We start from the raw sequence: 15,724 nt of genomic DNA on the forward strand, positions 1-15,724 counted from the left end.
ACCGAGCCGCAATTCTGGCAGATGAACTGAACGCGCGATTTGGCCATTAGGCGCGGCCCGACATTGGATAGGCCGGCGGGACAGCGCCCCCCTCTGTCCTGCCGGACATCTCCCCCTCTAGGGGGGAGATCAGCAGTTTTGCCGACGGCGCCCATCTTGCCGCGTCGGTGATTGGCGAAAGCCGACGCGACATCCAATCTCCCCCCTTGAGGGGGAGATGTCCGGCAGGACAGAGAGGGGGGTGAAGGAATGAGGCCTTTGCCAAGAGCTACTCAAACCTCTCTGGCAAATGATGCTCCTCGGCCAAATCCGAGAACCGTGTGAACTCACCATGGAAGGCCAGGCTGACGGAGCCAGTTGGTCCGTGGCGCTGCTTGGCGACGATCACCTCGGCCTTGCCGCGCGCCTCGTTCATCTCGTTTTCCCACTTGACGTATTCCTCGGTGCCGAGCTTCGGCTCGCGGTTCTTGAGGTAATACTCCTCGCGATAGACGAACAGCACCACGTCGGCGTCCTGCTCGATGGAGCCGGATTCGCGCAAGTCCGAGAGCTGCGGGCGCTTGTCGTCGCGGCTTTCGACCTGACGCGACAGCTGCGACAGCGCGATGATCGGCACGCCGAGCTCCTTGGCCAGAGCTTTCAAACCCGTGGTGATCTCGGTGATTTCCTGCACGCGGTTCTGCGAGGCGCGGGCGGAGGATCCCTGCATCAGCTGGATATAGTCGATGACGATGAGGTCGAGGCCGCGCTGGCGCTTCAGCCGGCGCGCGCGGGCGGAGAGCTGCGCGATCGAGATGCCGCCGGTCTGGTCGATGAACAGCGGGATCTTCTGCATCGTCTGCGAGCAGGCGACGAGTTTTTCGAAATCCATCTCGGTGATCTCGCCGCGGCGGATCTTCGACGAAGAAATCTCGGTCTGCTCGGAGATGATGCGGGTGGCGAGCTGCTCCGACGACATTTCGAGCGAGAAGAAGCCGACGACGCCGCCATTGGCGGCCTTGAAGCTGCCGTCGGCCTGCTGCGCCGGAACATAGGCCTCGGCGATGTTGAAGGCGATGTTGGTGGCCAAGGAGGTCTTGCCCATGCCCGGGCGCCCGGCGAGCACGATCAGGTCGGAGGGCTGCAGGCCGCCCATGCGGCGATCGAGGTCGCGCAGCCCGGTGGCGATGCCTGACAGGTGGCCGTCACGCATATAGGCGGCGTTGGCCATGTCGACAGCGGTTTTCACCGCATCGTTGAAGCTTTCGAAGCCGCCATCGTAGCGGCCGGTTTCGGCAAGCTCGAACAGCCGCCGTTCGGCATCCTCGATCTGGTCGGAGGGCGACATGTCGACCGGCGCGTCATAGGCGATGTTGACCATGTCCTCGCCGACGGTGATCAGCGCCCGGCGCGTCGCGAGGTCGTAGATCGCCCGGCCATAGTCGGTGGCGTTGACGACGGTGACCGCTTCGACGGCGAGGCGCACGACATACTGTGCCACCGTCATGTCGCCGACCTTCTCGTCGGCCGGCAGGAAGGTCTTGAGCGTAATCGGCGTCGCGATCTTGCCCATGCGGATGAGTTCGGCCGCGACCTCGAAGATCCGGCGGTGCAGCGGCTCGTAGAAATGTCCCGGCTTGAGGAAATCGGAAACGCGGTAGAAGGCGTCGTTGTTGACGAGGATGGCGCCAAGCAGCGCCTGCTCGGCCTCGATGTTGTTCGGTGCCTCGCGATAAAGCGGCGTTTCCGCCGCGCCGAATTTCAGTGCCGCCTCTGCCATGATTTCCCCGATTTCGATCCCGCCTCCTCGATATCAGAACGGAAAGAAAGGGTGCTGACCTTTCTGCAACAGTAAGATTCCGACTGACTTTGATACTCGCGATTCACAGCAAAATTTTCACGTGGAAAGAATTGTCATTGACTCGAATCGAAGAGGCTGAAGATAGCGCTTCGAACGAGAACAAAACAAGAAAATTCCTATCCCAGCGTATCGCCCCAGTCCGCCCGCCGCGCGGCCCTGAAAACGTCCCCGTCGCGCTTGCTGAACAGTCGCTCGCCGGCGCTTCCGTCCGGCTGGCAGAGTTTCAGAACCACCTTGCCGGAGCCGCCTTTCGGCGGCGCAAGCACCCGTGCCGGGAGCGCCGGCGCTGGCTGCCGGGAGGCGGCAAGGTGAATGAATTTCTCGTCCTCCCATGGCACGTCGGCTTCCTTGACCAGGCGATGCAAGCGTGAGCGGGCGACGCGGCGCGAAAAATGGCACCAGTCTGGCGGCTTGAGCGGGCAGGGCGTCGCGTGCGGGCAAGGCGCCAGGATATGCGCGCCGGCTTCGATCAATTGTTGCCGGGCGGCAAGGATGCGCTGCCAGCCGGCGGGCGTGCCGGGCTCGACGATAAGCAGGGTGTCGGCGGTGAGCTGCCAGAGGCGACCGACGAGCTTCGGCAGCGAAGCCGGCGCGACCTCATCGAGCACATAGGCGATGCTGACAAGGTCGGCGGGCTTGATGTCGTCGAGATCGATGGTGGCGTCGCCGGCGACCCATTCGGCGCGGGCGGCGATCGTGCCGGCCGCAAGCGATTGCCCGACCTTGCGTACCGCCGCGCTTGCTTCGACCAGAACCGCCTGTTCCAACTCTGGCCAGGCATCTGAGGTGGCCCACAGCATGGTGCCAGGCCCGGCGCCGATGTCGAGCAAGGTCTTCGGGTGGAAATCCGGTAGCGCATGGGCCAGCGCATCGAGGCCAGCGCGTACAGCGGCATAGGTGGCGGGCAGCCGCGTCGCCAGATAGGCCTTGACGGCCATCTCCTCGCCCATATGCAAGCGGCCGTCGCGCAGCTCGGCGCGGTAGCGTTCCGAGAGCGTCCGCGCCGCTTGTTTCAGCGCCGGCAATGGCACCTTCTCCAGGAGGCTGTCGATGCCTTGTCGGAGCAGGGCGGGCAATTCCACCTCAGGCTCCCCTTGGTGCAAGCAGGATGACGGAGGCGCCGACGATGCAGAGCGCCGCGCCCGCCAGGTCCCAACGGTCGGGGCGCGCGCCCTCGACCAGCCACAGCCAGCCGAGCGAGGCCACGATGTAGATGCCGCCATAGGCAGCGTCCGCGCGGCCCGCCGCGTCCGTCTCGACCAGCGACAGCAGCAAGGCGAAGAGCGCCAGCGAGGCGAGTCCGGGAAGAAGCCAGAGCGGCGACTTTTCCAGCCGCCACCACGCCCAGAACGAGAAACAGCCGGCGATCTCGGCAAGGGCAGCTGTGGTGTAGATGAGGTAGGTCATGACAAGGTCGAACTTGTCACAGGCTGCCACGCCGATAGCAAGTCATCATCGGCTGGCGGGGGCTGAGGGAAATTCCCGAAGGGCGGCGCTAGCGCTCAAAAACCGGCTCTGCCGCCGACAGACGACCTTTGCCAAGGCTTAGGTCTAAATCGCCTATTCCACCTTCTTGCGGCGTGTCGGCTTGGCGGGCGCAGGCGCCGCCGGCTCCTTGTGCGCGATATCGCGCAGCTCCAGCGCCTTCTCGCATTTGGCCATATAGTCGCGCGTCATCGGCAGCGTGTCGTTCTTCTTGGCGATCTGGAACTGGAAGATCACCAGGTCCTGCCAGCGGAAGGCGGCCTCGGAGGCGGCAAGATAGAACTCCCACATTCGGCAGAAGCGCTCGTCATAGATCGCCTTCGCCTTGTCGCGATTGGCGGCGAAACGGGCCCCCCAATGCTTGAGCGTCTCGGCGTAGTGCAGACGCAGGATCTCGATGTCGGTGACGACCAGGCCGGACTTCTCGATCGCCGGCAGCACCTCCGACATTGCCGGGACGTAGCCGCCCGGGAAGATGTACTTGCGGATGAAGGCGCTGGTCGCCCACGGCACGCCGGAGCGGCCGATGGTGTGGAGCAGCATCACGCCGTCGGGCTTCAGAAGCGTCGCAGCCTTGTCGAAGAAGGTGCGGTAGTGGTTGACCCCGACATGCTCGAACATGCCGACCGAGACGATGCGGTCGAAGCGCTCGTTGATGTGGCGATAGTCCTTGAGATCGAAATGCACGCGGTCCTGCAAGCCTTGCGCATGCGCGCGGTCGGTGGAGACGCCCTGCTGCTCGGTCGACAGCGTCACGCCCTGCACGTCGACGTCGAAGGCTTTGGCGAGATAGAGGCCGAGGCCGCCCCAGCCGGAGCCGATGTCGAGCACCGTCTGGCCGGCCTTGAGCCTGAGCTTGGCGGCGATGTGGCGCTTCTTGGCCAGTTGCGCTTCGTCCAGCGTCATGTCCGGCTGTTCGAAATAGGCGCAGGAATACTGCATGTCCTCGTCGAGGAAGAGCTTGTAGAGCTCGCCGGACAGGTCGTAGTGGCGCTCGACATTGCGGCGCGAGCGCGACGCGGTGTTGATCTGCTGCAGCCGGCGGAAGGCGTGGCGCAGGCCCTCGATCGCCTTCGACCAGGTGACGTCGATGCCGCTCGATCCCATGTTCTGGAACGCGATGCGCATCAGCCCGAGAACGCCGCCCTCGAGCACGTCCAGCTCGCCGTCCATATAGGCTTCGGGCACCGCCAGCATCGGGTCGAAGGTGATGGCGCGCTCGGCATGCGTGGTCTTGATATGGATATGCACCGGCTCGCCGCTGCCGTCGCCGAACTTGTGCGTCGTGCCTTTCGGTCCGGTCACCTTGAGGTCGCCGGCGCGCACCAGGCGCTCGAGAACGTGTTTCAACAGGATATTCATGACCAAATGTCCCCTCAGTCGGACCACCCGGTAACCGGACTGGATGCCAAATCGAACCGCACGGCGCATCGCCCGCGTCCAATCGACGCGCCACGCTGTAATGTGCACAAGATATAGGGTGGCGAAAAGTTCCTTTTGGCACAAAAAAGCCCGGGTCGGAGACCCGGGCGTTGGTCCAGAAATCCTGGACATGTGCGAGCCGAAGTGATGCCTCGGAAACTGTGCCGATCAGGCCCGGAGATCAGGCCCGGAGATCAGGCTAAGAGATCAGGCTAAGAGATCAGGCCCCAGAGATCAGGCCCCAGAGATCAGGTGTTCTCTTCGCCGCCTTCGAACTCGGCGTTCGGGTCGAAGAAATTCTCCGGCCGGGCGTTGTCGTTGATATCCTCGCCATAAATGGCTTCGGCGGTGGTCAGCGTCTCGCCCTTGGCCTGGCGCTCCGCCTCGTCGGCCGAACGGGCGACGTTGAGCGTCACGGTGACCTCGACTTCCGGATGCAGCGCGATCGCCACATTGGAGAGGCCGATGGTCTTGATCGGCTGGTTGAGCTCGATCTGGTTGCGGTTGACGGTGAAGCCTTCGGCGGTGAGCAGATCGGCGATGTCGCGGGTCGACACCGAGCCATAAAGTTGGCCGGTCTCGCCGGCCGAACGCACGACGATGAAGCTCTTGCCGTCGAGCGTCTCGGCGATCTTTGCGGCTTCCGACTTGCGCTCGAGGTTGCGGGCTTCGAGCTGGGCCCGCTGGCCTTCGAACTTCTTCTTGTTGGCTTCGTTGGCGCGCAGCGCCTTGCCCTGGGGGAGCAGGAAATTGCGGGCGAACCCGTCCTTGACCTTTACGGTCTCGCCCATCTGACCGAGGCGGGAAATGCGCTCGAGGAGAATGACTTCCATGGTTTCGTTCCTTTGTCAGTGCCGCCGATCCTTCGATCGACATTGATTGAATTGGAACAGGTCAGGAAGCTTGGTGCGGCGTCGCCGCTCTTGTCGCTGTCCTGCCTGTCTGGGCAGTTAGAGGCCGACTGGCCCCAACTCGGGATTTGATGCTCAACCCGACGCGCCCGTCACGTCGGTGAAAAGAGCGGGCGGGGAGCCGCCCGCTCGAGAAATCAGCGAACCACGTAGGGCAGCAGGCCGAGGAAGCGGGCGCGCTTGATCGCCTTGGCGAGCTCGCGCTGCTTCTTCTGGCTGACGGCGGTGATGCGCGAGGGCACGATCTTGCCGCGCTCGGAGATGTAGCGCTGCAGGAGACGCACGTCCTTGTAGTCGATCTTCGGAGCATTGGCGCCGGAGAACGGGCAGGTCTTGCGGCGGCGATGGAACGGACGCCGGGTCGGGATCTGGTTGATGTCGACCATTATTCTGCACCTCCTTCAACGCCTTCGCGCGGACGGCGCGGGCCACGGTCGCCGCCGTCACGGTCGCCGAACGAACGCGGGCCGCGGTCACCGCGGTCGCGATCGCCGAAGGAACGCGGGCCGCGATCGCCACGATCGCGGTCGCCGAAGCCGCCGCGCTCGGAGCGCTCTTCGCGCTTCTGCATCATCGCCGAAGCGCCTTCCTCATGCGCCTCGACCTTGATGGTCAAAAAGCGAAGGACGTCTTCCGACAGGCCCATCTGGCGCTCCATTTCGTTGAGCGCGGCCGGCGGGCAGGTGATGTCCATCAGCGTGTAGTAAGCCTTCCGGTTCTTCTTGACCCGGTAGGTGAGGGACTTCAGTCCCCAGTTCTCGATCCGGCCGACCGAGCCGCCATTCGCGGTGATGACGCCCTTGTACTGTTCGACAAGCGCGTCAACCTGCTGCTGCGACAGGTCCTGCCGGGCAAGAAACACATGTTCGTAAAGAGCCATTATGTTTTTCTGCCTTTCTTCGTTTCTCTCACACCGGCCCTCGCGGCTAAGCCTCTGCAACTTGTCTGACCCGGTCGCCAAGGCGTGGGGAAGAAAGGAGCATCACGAGACGGTCGAGAGCGGAGACACGGGAGGCAGGAAGCGCTTCTGGCTTCGTGTCGGGGTCTTTGATGACCACGGCCCTCCGTTCAGCCCCCAGCAAGGACCGGCAGATTGAGCGCGTCTATATAGCAATTTGCCAGGAAGACAAGGCCGGCAGGGTGCCGGGCGAGACTCCAATGTGTCGCAGCTTCGGAAAACGGCGGCGCACAATGTCGACGGACGAAGGATGTCTGCACCCAGCTGAAGAACCAGGGCGTCCAGATCTACACCATGGTGCTGCAGGCAGACACTGCGGCCAACCGCTCACTCTACAGCGCCTGCGCTTCGGACCCGAGCGACTATTACTACGTCGAGGATCCGGCCAAGCTCCCCAACGTGTTCCAGACGATCGCCAACAAATTTTCCAGGCTGCAGCTCACCAACTGAGGGGGAGCCATCGTCCAGCATTATGCGACTAGCTAATCGAGAGGGAAAGGCGCACAGTGCTCCGGCGTGACGCAGCAAGGACAGCCTTGCTAACGGCCGGATGTCCGGGACTTTATTTCAAGGCAGTTCCACAACGGTGCTGCAACCGCGGTTGTCCATCCAATTTTTATTCTTCGGCATTGAAGAGGCGGCCAGCATGGCAGGAGCGAGATACTATATATTTAAGGACGCTCATTGCTGGAAGATTGGCTACGACGGTAAGGAATATGTCTATAAGTCGAACGCAGATGCAGTCATGGCCGCGATCAAGGCTGCAAACGAAACTGCGTTACACGGCTTCGAAGCTGAGGTCCTCGTTCAGGGGATAGACGGCAAGTGGCGCACGGAATGGTCCGGGGGATGAACGGACGTTCAAGCTCTCACTCGATCGCCGGCGGGAAATGAGCCTATGCCTCGCCTTTGAGGCGGCGACCATTATAGACCAGACCAGCGCGGGCGCCTTCGGTCAGTGCAAATACCGCCGCATGATACTTAGTAGCCAATCGTGGAGGCTCATGTCTGGAGGTCGGCAACCATATTCTTCGATCGCAGTCCGCAGGGTCAACTGAACCAATTCCTCACCTGATTTGAGCGATCCGCCTCTGTACTGTCGCGCTCTTGTTCGAAGGGCGCCGAGCAGATGCTGGTCACCTTGGGTGGACAACAGGTTGTGATCCGGACGCATTGATCGCCCTGTCTCTCGAGCGGAATGGAGCGAGGTCTCTGCCTCGGCTGTCGACGTGCTTCGCCCGGTTGCGGAACGGAGGCTGCGTAGGCGCTCATGGCGCCAATCGATTCAAAGCAGGCGGTTGCGTTCCGCGACTTCACGTGCCCGCCTTAGAGTTCCGTCTGTGTCGGCGATCCTGCGCCTTGCTGCTTCGTCGGTTCTGATGGTCAGCCGCGCCGACATGATCTTGGATGACTTGGTCACCACAGCGATCAGGACACGTGGGGTATCCGGTGTTTTCATGGTTCTCATGGGTATTCTCCCTTCAGTGAAATGGATGCCGGGACCGCAGTTATCCAGACAATGCCGCACATGATCGGGCCAGGAGCGCTAAACCGCAGTATCGGCCTTGCCGCGATCGCCGGATGTCCTCGATGCCGGGCTTGGCGCGGCTGTCGGGCGGCCGAGTTTTAAGGGCGACTTCTTGCTTGGGGCTGAACGAGTGTGCATATCCTTTTATAGACGGCTTGCCGTGCGATAGCCAGGAGCGCCGAAATTATTTACCGGACCCGCAAAATTATCGACGAAGATAAATTGCGAGACGCGAAAAAAATCTCGCAAAAAGCAGCCGATTTTTGGTGTTTTTGAAATCTGTGTTTAGACTTTTATTTATCCGATGAAAATAAACGCTGTCGCGGTCTTGCCCGCGGTGCCCTTGGAGCGCATATATTAAATTCGTTGATTTGGTCGAGGTGGCTTTCGTTACGATAAAGCCTCGCCATCCGCCTTCCGAATTTTCGATAATGAAATGCATGCGCCGCTTCCGGCGCTGCGGCTCGTCGAGGGACGGAGACAACCATGACCACGCTTCTGCAACGCAACACACGCCCGATCCAGCATGGCGCGCCGGCGCGCCTTTTCGACATCGGACAGGCGGTCCGGCTGAAGGGCGGCCTCGGCGTCGGTCCGAAGACGGGTGAAGTCTACCGCGTCACCGGAACCCTGCCGCCGAGGGGAAACTCGCCGCAATACCGCGTCCGCAACGAAAGCGAGCCGCATGAGCGGGTCGTGACGGAGGACCGGCTGGAAACGGCCGGCGACGTGCCAGAGGACGGCATGATGCTCATCGAAAGGACATTCGGACATGGCCAAGGGACAGAAGCGCTCGAACGGCGAGATCAGAAAGCCGAAGCAGGAAAAGACACCGGCCAAACCTGAGAGCGCGTTCGTTCAAATCAAAGGCGCCGGCGGGGTCCGCTCAAGGAAAGAGCAAGGCTGACGGCGGGATGTTTGTGCGCGACGGGCTCGGATGAAAGTCGTGATTGAATTCTATCGCGTCCGCGCCGCGGACGACGCTCATGCCGTCGTCGGCCGTGAGACTGTGGAAGCGGTCGATCTGGAAGCGGCAATCGAGATCGCGCGGCTTCTGGCAAGGACGCTGAACATGCCGCAATGGCCAGATGCCGTCGCGATTGCCGACACCGACGGCGCGACGATCTATTCCGGCGTCATTGCCGCGCAGGCGGGCATGGACAAAGGGCCGACATCATGAACGCCGGCAACCAGCCCACCGATGTCGCCCGCAGCATCTGGGCTCGTCCGGACGAGCAAAATGCAAGCGGCGCTCAGGCATGCGAGTTTAGAGACCACCAATATGGCCGCCGCGTGGAAGCCGATCGTTCCTGGACCGTCTATCATGTCTTCACGGGGATTCCTGCGCATGTGAACGGTACCTCTATGATCGGGCTCAGCCGTTCGGAAGCGACGAACAATATGCTGTCCCTCAACCTTCGCACCAGCGAACGCCGCAAGGGGAGGATCGCCGCGCGGCCAGCTCTTGTTGGCGTTCCTGAATTATCGGGAGACCAGTCATGACCCTAGCTTTCCCCAATCCCAGTCGCAGCTTCGACGAAGCGCGCAATGCCGTCTGCTTCATCGGCCATGACGGCATGTTTCGGATCCGTTTCTTTATCGAGGCAGAGGCGTTGGCCAAATCCGGCGTTGTCCCAGGCGGAAAAGTAAGCACCGAGACGGCCTGTCTTACGGCATTCGACGCCTTGCGGGCCACCATCCAAGACGTGGCCGGCAAGGTTTATGTCCGCAACCGCCGCGACTCCTACACTTTGACCGCCGCTGATTTCCGGTAGCGGCATCCGCAATGCGATCAAGGCTGGCTGAATAATGTTGCTGCCGCGCTCGTCTTTCGGCGCCGTCGGGCGTAGGGTGCACGATGGTTCACAAAAAATTCCGGGCTCCTGTGGTTGTCTACATCGCTGGCCCTATCGGTTTCACTCTCATTGAGTCCGTCGCACAGGCTTCGGATTTCCTGTTTGACCATTGGCCTGGAAACGACAGCCTGGCTTGGACTGACGCGATGAAGCGCTGCGCCGAAGATGGTGCTGCCGATGACGCGAGTGTCGCTTTCCTTGCCGCGCTTAAGAGTGCGGGGATCAGCTACGACCGCGCCGTTGAGATTTACTGAGCTCGGTGACGGAAAGCGCGCGGTCTGATCTGCGCGCTTTCGGTTTGCAACAGCCATGGAAAACCGCGGCGGTGTTTGCTTAAAACTTGCCCAATCCTGCATACTCCAATCCTGCATACTCCAATCCTGCATACGGAGATTTCGAATGGCGATGAAGCCGAACTATCGATACGAGCGGAGCCAACGAGACAAGGCCAAGGCGGCCAAGAAAGAAGCCAAGCTTGCCGGGAAAGCTGCGAAGGAGAAACCTTCATCCATAGAGCAGAAGGAAGCGCGAGAGCCCGCCGCTGACGAAAGCTGAGGCATGGCGATGACAGAGCGCGAGACGGACAACTTCGAAATCGACGTGGAATGCCCCCGTTGCCGCCATCAGGCAAAGACGCTTGTCGGCTGGATTCGTACTCACACCCAGATGGAATGCGCGAACTGCGGCGAGATCATTGACATTGAAAGCAAGAACTTCAGGTGGCATGAACAGCGCTAAGGAAAGCCCTATGACGCCATCCGAACCTCGGTCGCCGCGCCTTGCCGTTCTGATCGATGCCGACAATGCCTCGGCCAAGATTGCCGATGGGCTGTTCGAGGAGATCGCCAAGATCGGCGAGGCCAGCGTGCGTCGCATCTATGGCGATTTTTCCAGCTCGCGCTCGAAAGCCTGGGCCGACGTTCTTTCGAAGCACGCAATCATACCCCAGCAGCAGTTTGCCTACACGACAGGCAAGAACGCCTCGGACATCACGCTCGTCATCGACGCGATGGATCTGCTCCATAGCGGCCGGTTCGATGGCTTCTGCTTGGTTTCCTCTGACAGCGATTTCACCCGGCTGGCGGCCCGCATTCGTGAACAGGGCATCGACGTGTTCGGCTTCGGCGAACACAAGACACCCGAGAGTTTCCGCCAGGCATGCCGGCGATTTGTCTATACCGAGAACCTGCTGCCGTCTGCCCCCGCGAACGAGCCTGAAGCGGTATCGAGCATGAAGCCGTTGCAGCCGCCGTCAGCGGCCGTGCCGATCATCCGCAAAATCATCGCGCAGATGGAAAGCGAAGACGGCTGGGTACCGCTCGGTGCGGTCGGGACACAGCTCGCCAATTTGGCTTCCGACTTCGATCCGCGTACCTTCGGCTTTCGCAAGCTGAGCGATCTCGTCCGCAAGACCAACGCGTTCGAAATCGACCGTCCCGAGGGCGGGACGTTGCGCATCAGAATAAAACCGGAAGCCGCGATCAAACCGGAGGCCGCGCGAAGGGGCAGGCGAAAGACCTGACCGGTGCGGCGCAGATATGCCGACGTGTTCGCAGGTTGGCCATCTATCGATCGCCGAGCTTTTCCATCTCCCGGTCCTGTTCGGTGCAACTGCCTGTTCGGTGCGCAACTGGTTGAGCGGATCGGTCAGGGCCTTGCCTTCGGGTGAGCCAGATCCGCGGGCCATGAACGCCTCGGTGCCAACCTCCGAAGCTTGACCGCCCGAGGCCCGGTTGGCTCATGCCTCACAAAATCTCGTCGCGCTCGCCGACCCCATGACCAGCCGGCGGTCGCGCATAGTAACAACCGCATTGTGGTCCTGCGCCGGCCGGCAGCGGCAGGCTGCAATCATTGGACACGTGGCTCAGTCCGACTGCCGAGTGCTTTCAGAATGAAGCGTATCTGCTCGCGCAGGCTCGCTTCGGTGTCTTCGCCGTGTTGAATGCAGTGCTCGATCAGAAGCGGGTGGAAGAACGGTATGAACGCCGTCTTGACGGCACGCGCCGCCTCTGCGGGGTCGCCGACCTCGAGTTCGCCCGCCTCGACGCCCTCGCGAATGATCGCCTCGAACGTCGTCACCATCCACTCGATATGAGCTTTGATGATCGCCCAGTTCTCCTCCATCACGGCGACAATCATGTCGTGCATATGCTTCTGCTCGATCAGTGTCGCCTTGCCATGGTGGTGAACTGCGATCAAAAGCCGACTTAGTTTCTCCGAGGCCGTGGCGTTCGTGCGTGCGATCGCAAAGGCGATGTCGGCAACCTCGTTCAGAATCCGCTTGCAGATGAAACCGGTGATCGCGTCCCTGGAGCGAAAGAAACGGTAGACATTCGCCCGGCTCATGCCGAGTTCGGAGGCGATGTCGGCCATCGATGTCTTGTGGTAACCGATGCGGCGAAAGTGCTCCTCCGCCACCTCCAGAATGCGAGCGCGCACTTCCTCGAGATCAGTTCGCATTCCGATCGGGTGGTTCATCGGTGTCTCCGGAACTGATCGATCGGACATGCGGGGCTCGTGCGGGCGGTTGTCTGCAAACGCGTAAACTCGTCCCGCCCGCAAGGCAGATCCTGCGGGCGGGATCCTTGACGCGTCTTCCGGCAATCCCTATTCCGCAGCCGTTGCCAGCCGCAGTTCCGGTTCCGGTTCATGCGTCAAATCCTCAGGGATCGCATCCGCCACCGGCTTGATCCGGAACCACGCGGTATAGAGCGCTGGAAGGAAGAGCAGTATCAGCACCGTGCCGACCGCCGTGCCGCCGATCAGCGTATACGCCATCGATCCCCAGAAGACGGAGTGCGTGAGGGGTATGAAGGCCAGCACCGCTGCAAGCGCGGTCAGGATCACAGGCCTCGCGCGCTGCACCGTGGCTTCGATGACGGCGTGATAGTCATCCAGGCCGGCAGCTTGGTTTTCCTTGATCTGTTCGGTCAGGATCAACGTGTTGCGCATCAGGATGCCGGCCAGTCCTATTAAGCCCAGAATGGCGTTGAAGCCGAAGGGCTGGTTGAAGGTAAGCAGCATGGGCACGACGCCGACGAGACCAAGCGGGGCCGTCAGCACGACCATGAACATCGTCGAGAAGGATCGCACCTGCAGCATGATGACGATCAGCATGGCGGCGATCATAGCCGGGAAGATTTTGCCCAACGCGGTGTTGGCCTTCTCCGCCTCCTCGATCGATCCGCCCATTTCGATGCGATAACCGGCAGGAAGGGATGCGATCAACGGCTGAAGGGCTTTCATGATCTGCTTCGAGACCTCCGGAGGCTGGGTCGCTTCGTTGATGTCGGAGCGGATCGTGATGACCGGCGTGCGATCGCGGCGCTTCAGGATCGGCTCTTCCAGACGGACCTCCGAATGGCCGATCTGGTCGAGCGGAATCTGCCGGCCCTCCCGGCTCATCAACGAGAAATCCGCCAGGCGCGATGGATCCAGCCGCTCGCCGCCGGCGCTGCGCGCCACGATCGGGACGTTGCGGATGTCCTCGCGGACCTGCGTGACCGGAATGCCGGTGAGGAGGAATTGCAGCTGCTGCGCAGCCTCGGCCGGCGATAGACCGATGAGGTTCAGACGATCCTGGTCCGGGACAAAGCGAAGCACGGGTGTGCGATTGCCCCAGTCGCGGCTGGCCTGCCGCACATCCGGGACGGTTCGCATGATGTCGAGAGCCTTCTCGGAGATGCTGTAGAGTTCTGCGGGGTCAGGTCCCACGACCCGGAACTCGACCGGGAACGGCGTGTACGGTCCGAAGACAAGCTGAGTGACGCGCACGTAAGCCTCGGGTGCAACCCCTTGTGACACCGCCTTTCGGAGCCGCTCCTTCAAGGCCTCGCGCGCCTCGGCGTTCGGGGTCAGCACGACGATCTTGGCAAAGGCAGGATCGGGCAGCTCAGGCGCCATGGCGAAGAAGAAGCGCGGAGCGCCCTGACCGACATAGCTGGTGACGATCTTGGCCTCGGGCTGGCCGTCAAGCCAGTGCTCGAGCTTCTCGACCGTGGCGGTCGTCGTCTCGATGCTGGTGCCTTCCGGCAGGCGAACCTCGACAAGCACTTCCGGGCGGTCGGATGTCGGAAAGAACTGCTGCTTGACGGCGCCCATGCCGGCAACGGAAAGCGCGAAGGCGATAGCGACGATACCGGAGGTCACGAACTTGTGGCGCACGGCAAAGGTGATGAGCCGCCGCAGGCGCCGATAATTCGGCGTGTCGTAGATCGCGTGGTGACCGCCCTCGATCGGCTTGATCTCGGGCAGCATCTTGACGCCGAGATACGGCGTGAAGACCACGGCGACGATCCAGGAGACGATGAGCGCGAACCCCACGACCCAGAAGATGTTGCCGGCGTATTCGCCGGCCGTCGAGCGGGCGAAGCCCACCGGCAGGAAGCCGGCGATCGTCACCAGCGTTCCCGACAGCATCGGTGCCGCGGTATGGCTCCACGCATAGGCCGCGGCTCTGATGCGGTCCATGCCCTCTTCCATCTTCACCACCATCACCTCGATGGCGATGATGGCATCGTCCACGAGGAGACCGAGCGCCAGGATCAAGGCGCCGAGCGTGATCCGGTCGAAGAACCGGCCGGTCTCCAGCATGATGAGGAACACGGCGGCGAGCGTCAGGGGGACAGCGGCCGCCACGACGATGCCGACGCGCCAGCCCATGCTGAGCAGGCTGATCAGCAGTACGACGCCGAGCGCCATCGCGAACTTCATCATGAATTCGTCAACCGCCGAACTGATGTTGACGGCTTGGTCTGACACCTTGTCGAGCGTCATCCCGAGCGGCAATGTCCGTAAGATGTCGGCCGTCCTGTCCTCCAGCGCCTTGCCGAGCGCACGACCATCCCAGCCCTCCTGCATAACCGCCGCGAGCATGATGGTGGGCTCGCCCTGGCGGCGGATGAGATAGGTGGCAGGATCCTCATAGCCGCGGCGGACCTCGGCGATGTCGGAAAGCTTCAGCGTCCGCCCCGCTGCGACGATCGGCGTGTCGGCGATCGCCTCGACGCTGTCATACGCGCCGTTGACCCGGATGAAGACCTGCGGCCCCTCAGTGTCGATCGAGCCCGACGGCGTAACGGTGTTCTGCCGCTGCAAGGCCGCAACGATATCCCGTGCCGACACGCCGAGCGTTGCCAGCTTGGTATAGGAGAACTCGACGAAGATCTGCTCCGGACGTTCGCCCAGGATGTTGATCTTCTTGACACCCGGCACGTGCAGGAGATCCTGGCGGATCGTCTCGGCCTGCCTTGCCAGCTCGCGCATCGGCATACCTTTCGCCTTAAGGGCGTACAGGGCGAAGCTGACGTCCGAATATTCATCGTTGACGAAGGGGCCGTAGACGCCGGGCGCCAGGTTGCGCGCCTCATCCCCGAGCTTCTTGCGAGCTTGGTAGAACTCTTCCTGCACGGCGGATGGCGGTGTGCTGTCCTTCAGCGTGACAGTCATATACGCGTAGCCCGGCCGTGTGGTCGTCTCCACGCGGTCGTACCAGGTCAGCTCCTGAAGCCGCTTCTCCAAGGGTTCGGCGACGAGGTCCTGCATCTCACGCGCCGTCGCGCCCGGCCACGCCGTGGTGACCGTCAGGGTCTTGATGGTGAAGTTGGGGTCCTCCGCGCGCCCGAGCATGACGAAGGCGTAGGCCCCGGCGGCCACCAGCAGGAGGATGAAGAACAGGGTGACGGCGCGTTCGCGGACGGCGATGGCGGAAAGACTGAGGTTCAT

The 15,724-nt window shown here is 62.0% G+C and carries 19 protein-coding genes; 9 read left to right on the forward strand and 10 right to left on the reverse strand.

Going from position 1 to position 15,724, the window contains the following annotated elements; all coding sequences use genetic code 11:
• Window positions 1–268: 268 nt before the first annotated feature.
• The 7 genes from LB528_RS24090 to rpsF all read right to left on the reverse strand — a co-directional run bounded on the left by LB528_RS24090 (window position 269) and on the right by rpsF (window position 6,538).
• Window positions 269–1,759: a replicative DNA helicase gene (locus LB528_RS24090; RefSeq protein WP_224512555.1), complete on the reverse strand. Its 1,491-nt coding sequence runs from the start codon at window positions 1,757–1,759 to the stop codon at window positions 269–271.
• Window positions 1,760–1,956: 197 nt separating this feature from the next.
• Complete coding sequence (locus LB528_RS24095) at window positions 1,957–2,922, reverse strand: small ribosomal subunit Rsm22 family protein (RefSeq protein ID WP_224716575.1); 966 nt, start codon at window positions 2,920–2,922, stop codon at window positions 1,957–1,959.
• A gap of 1 nt (window position 2,923) precedes the next feature.
• A complete protein-coding gene (locus tag LB528_RS24100) occupies window positions 2,924–3,247 on the reverse strand; it encodes a YnfA family protein (RefSeq protein WP_224716576.1) in 324 nt (107 codons plus the stop codon).
• A gap of 153 nt (window positions 3,248–3,400) precedes the next feature.
• Window positions 3,401–4,687, reverse strand: a complete 1,287-nt coding sequence (locus LB528_RS24105; RefSeq protein WP_224716577.1) for an SAM-dependent methyltransferase — start codon at window positions 4,685–4,687, stop codon at window positions 3,401–3,403.
• Window positions 4,688–4,995: 308 nt separating this feature from the next.
• A complete protein-coding gene (rplI, locus tag LB528_RS24110; protein ID WP_224512562.1) occupies window positions 4,996–5,580 on the reverse strand; it encodes a 50S ribosomal protein L9 in 585 nt (194 codons plus the stop codon).
• A gap of 215 nt (window positions 5,581–5,795) precedes the next feature.
• Window positions 5,796–6,044, reverse strand: a complete 249-nt coding sequence (rpsR, locus tag LB528_RS24115) for a 30S ribosomal protein S18 (RefSeq protein WP_006203718.1) — start codon at window positions 6,042–6,044, stop codon at window positions 5,796–5,798.
• Window positions 6,044–6,538, reverse strand: a complete 495-nt coding sequence (rpsF, locus tag LB528_RS24120; RefSeq protein ID WP_224512564.1) for a 30S ribosomal protein S6 — start codon at window positions 6,536–6,538, stop codon at window positions 6,044–6,046. The genes rpsR and rpsF overlap by 1 nt, the downstream gene beginning before the upstream one ends.
• A 372-nt stretch (window positions 6,539–6,910) precedes the next feature.
• Between rpsF and LB528_RS24125 the strand changes: the two genes are divergently transcribed.
• Both LB528_RS24125 and LB528_RS24130 read left to right on the forward strand, forming a co-directional pair.
• Entirely contained in the window at window positions 6,911–7,066 is a 156-nt protein-coding gene (locus LB528_RS24125) for a hypothetical protein (protein ID WP_224512567.1), read from the forward strand.
• A 151-nt stretch (window positions 7,067–7,217) separates the two neighbouring features.
• Window positions 7,218–7,469 carry a DUF2188 domain-containing protein gene (locus LB528_RS24130; RefSeq protein WP_224716578.1) on the forward strand — a complete coding sequence of 84 codons (252 nt, stop codon included), beginning with the start codon at window positions 7,218–7,220 and terminating at the stop codon, window positions 7,467–7,469.
• A gap of 432 nt (window positions 7,470–7,901) precedes the next feature.
• On the opposite strand, the gene LB528_RS24135 is transcribed toward LB528_RS24130, so the two are convergent.
• Window positions 7,902–8,084 (reverse strand): hypothetical protein, encoded by a 183-nt coding sequence (locus tag LB528_RS24135; RefSeq protein WP_224716579.1) that lies wholly within the window; start codon window positions 8,082–8,084, stop codon window positions 7,902–7,904.
• A gap of 546 nt (window positions 8,085–8,630) precedes the next feature.
• On the opposite strand from LB528_RS24135, the gene LB528_RS24140 reads away from it, so the two are divergent.
• The 7 genes from LB528_RS24140 (at window position 8,631) to LB528_RS24170 (ending at window position 11,522) form a co-directional block, all read left to right on the forward strand.
• Window positions 8,631–8,990 carry a hypothetical protein gene (locus LB528_RS24140; protein WP_224512573.1) on the forward strand — a complete coding sequence of 120 codons (360 nt, stop codon included), beginning with the start codon at window positions 8,631–8,633 and terminating at the stop codon, window positions 8,988–8,990.
• A 91-nt stretch (window positions 8,991–9,081) separates the two neighbouring features.
• The gene (locus tag LB528_RS24145) at window positions 9,082–9,324 is read left to right on the forward strand and encodes a hypothetical protein (RefSeq protein ID WP_224512574.1); all 243 of its coding nucleotides are present in this window, start codon (window positions 9,082–9,084) and stop codon (window positions 9,322–9,324) included.
• Window positions 9,321–9,647 (forward strand): hypothetical protein, encoded by a 327-nt coding sequence (locus LB528_RS24150; protein WP_224716580.1) that lies wholly within the window; start codon window positions 9,321–9,323, stop codon window positions 9,645–9,647. Before LB528_RS24145 ends, LB528_RS24150 begins: the two co-directional genes overlap by 4 nt.
• Entirely contained in the window at window positions 9,644–9,919 is a 276-nt protein-coding gene (locus LB528_RS24155) for a DUF1488 domain-containing protein (protein WP_224716581.1), read from the forward strand. Before LB528_RS24150 ends, LB528_RS24155 begins: the two co-directional genes overlap by 4 nt.
• An 83-nt stretch (window positions 9,920–10,002) precedes the next feature.
• Complete coding sequence (locus tag LB528_RS24160) at window positions 10,003–10,254, forward strand: DUF982 domain-containing protein (RefSeq protein ID WP_224716582.1); 252 nt, start codon at window positions 10,003–10,005, stop codon at window positions 10,252–10,254.
• A gap of 145 nt (window positions 10,255–10,399) precedes the next feature.
• The gene (locus tag LB528_RS24165) at window positions 10,400–10,555 is read left to right on the forward strand and encodes a hypothetical protein (protein WP_224512577.1); all 156 of its coding nucleotides are present in this window, start codon (window positions 10,400–10,402) and stop codon (window positions 10,553–10,555) included.
• Between the two features lie 193 nt (window positions 10,556–10,748).
• A complete protein-coding gene (locus LB528_RS24170; protein WP_224716625.1) occupies window positions 10,749–11,522 on the forward strand; it encodes an NYN domain-containing protein in 774 nt (257 codons plus the stop codon).
• Window positions 11,523–11,848: 326 nt separating this feature from the next.
• Here LB528_RS24170 and LB528_RS24175 read toward each other — a convergent pair whose 3' ends face one another.
• Together LB528_RS24175 and LB528_RS24180 are read right to left on the reverse strand one after the other, a co-directional pair.
• Window positions 11,849–12,604, reverse strand: a complete 756-nt coding sequence (locus tag LB528_RS24175; RefSeq protein WP_318012348.1) for a TetR family transcriptional regulator — start codon at window positions 12,602–12,604, stop codon at window positions 11,849–11,851.
• 3 nt (window positions 12,605–12,607) lie between these two features.
• A complete protein-coding gene (locus LB528_RS24180) occupies window positions 12,608–15,724 on the reverse strand; it encodes an efflux RND transporter permease subunit (RefSeq protein ID WP_224716583.1) in 3,117 nt (1,038 codons plus the stop codon).

This window comes from Mesorhizobium sp. CA4 (assembly GCF_020165075.1).
Taxonomy (GTDB): domain Bacteria; phylum Pseudomonadota; class Alphaproteobacteria; order Rhizobiales; family Rhizobiaceae; genus Mesorhizobium.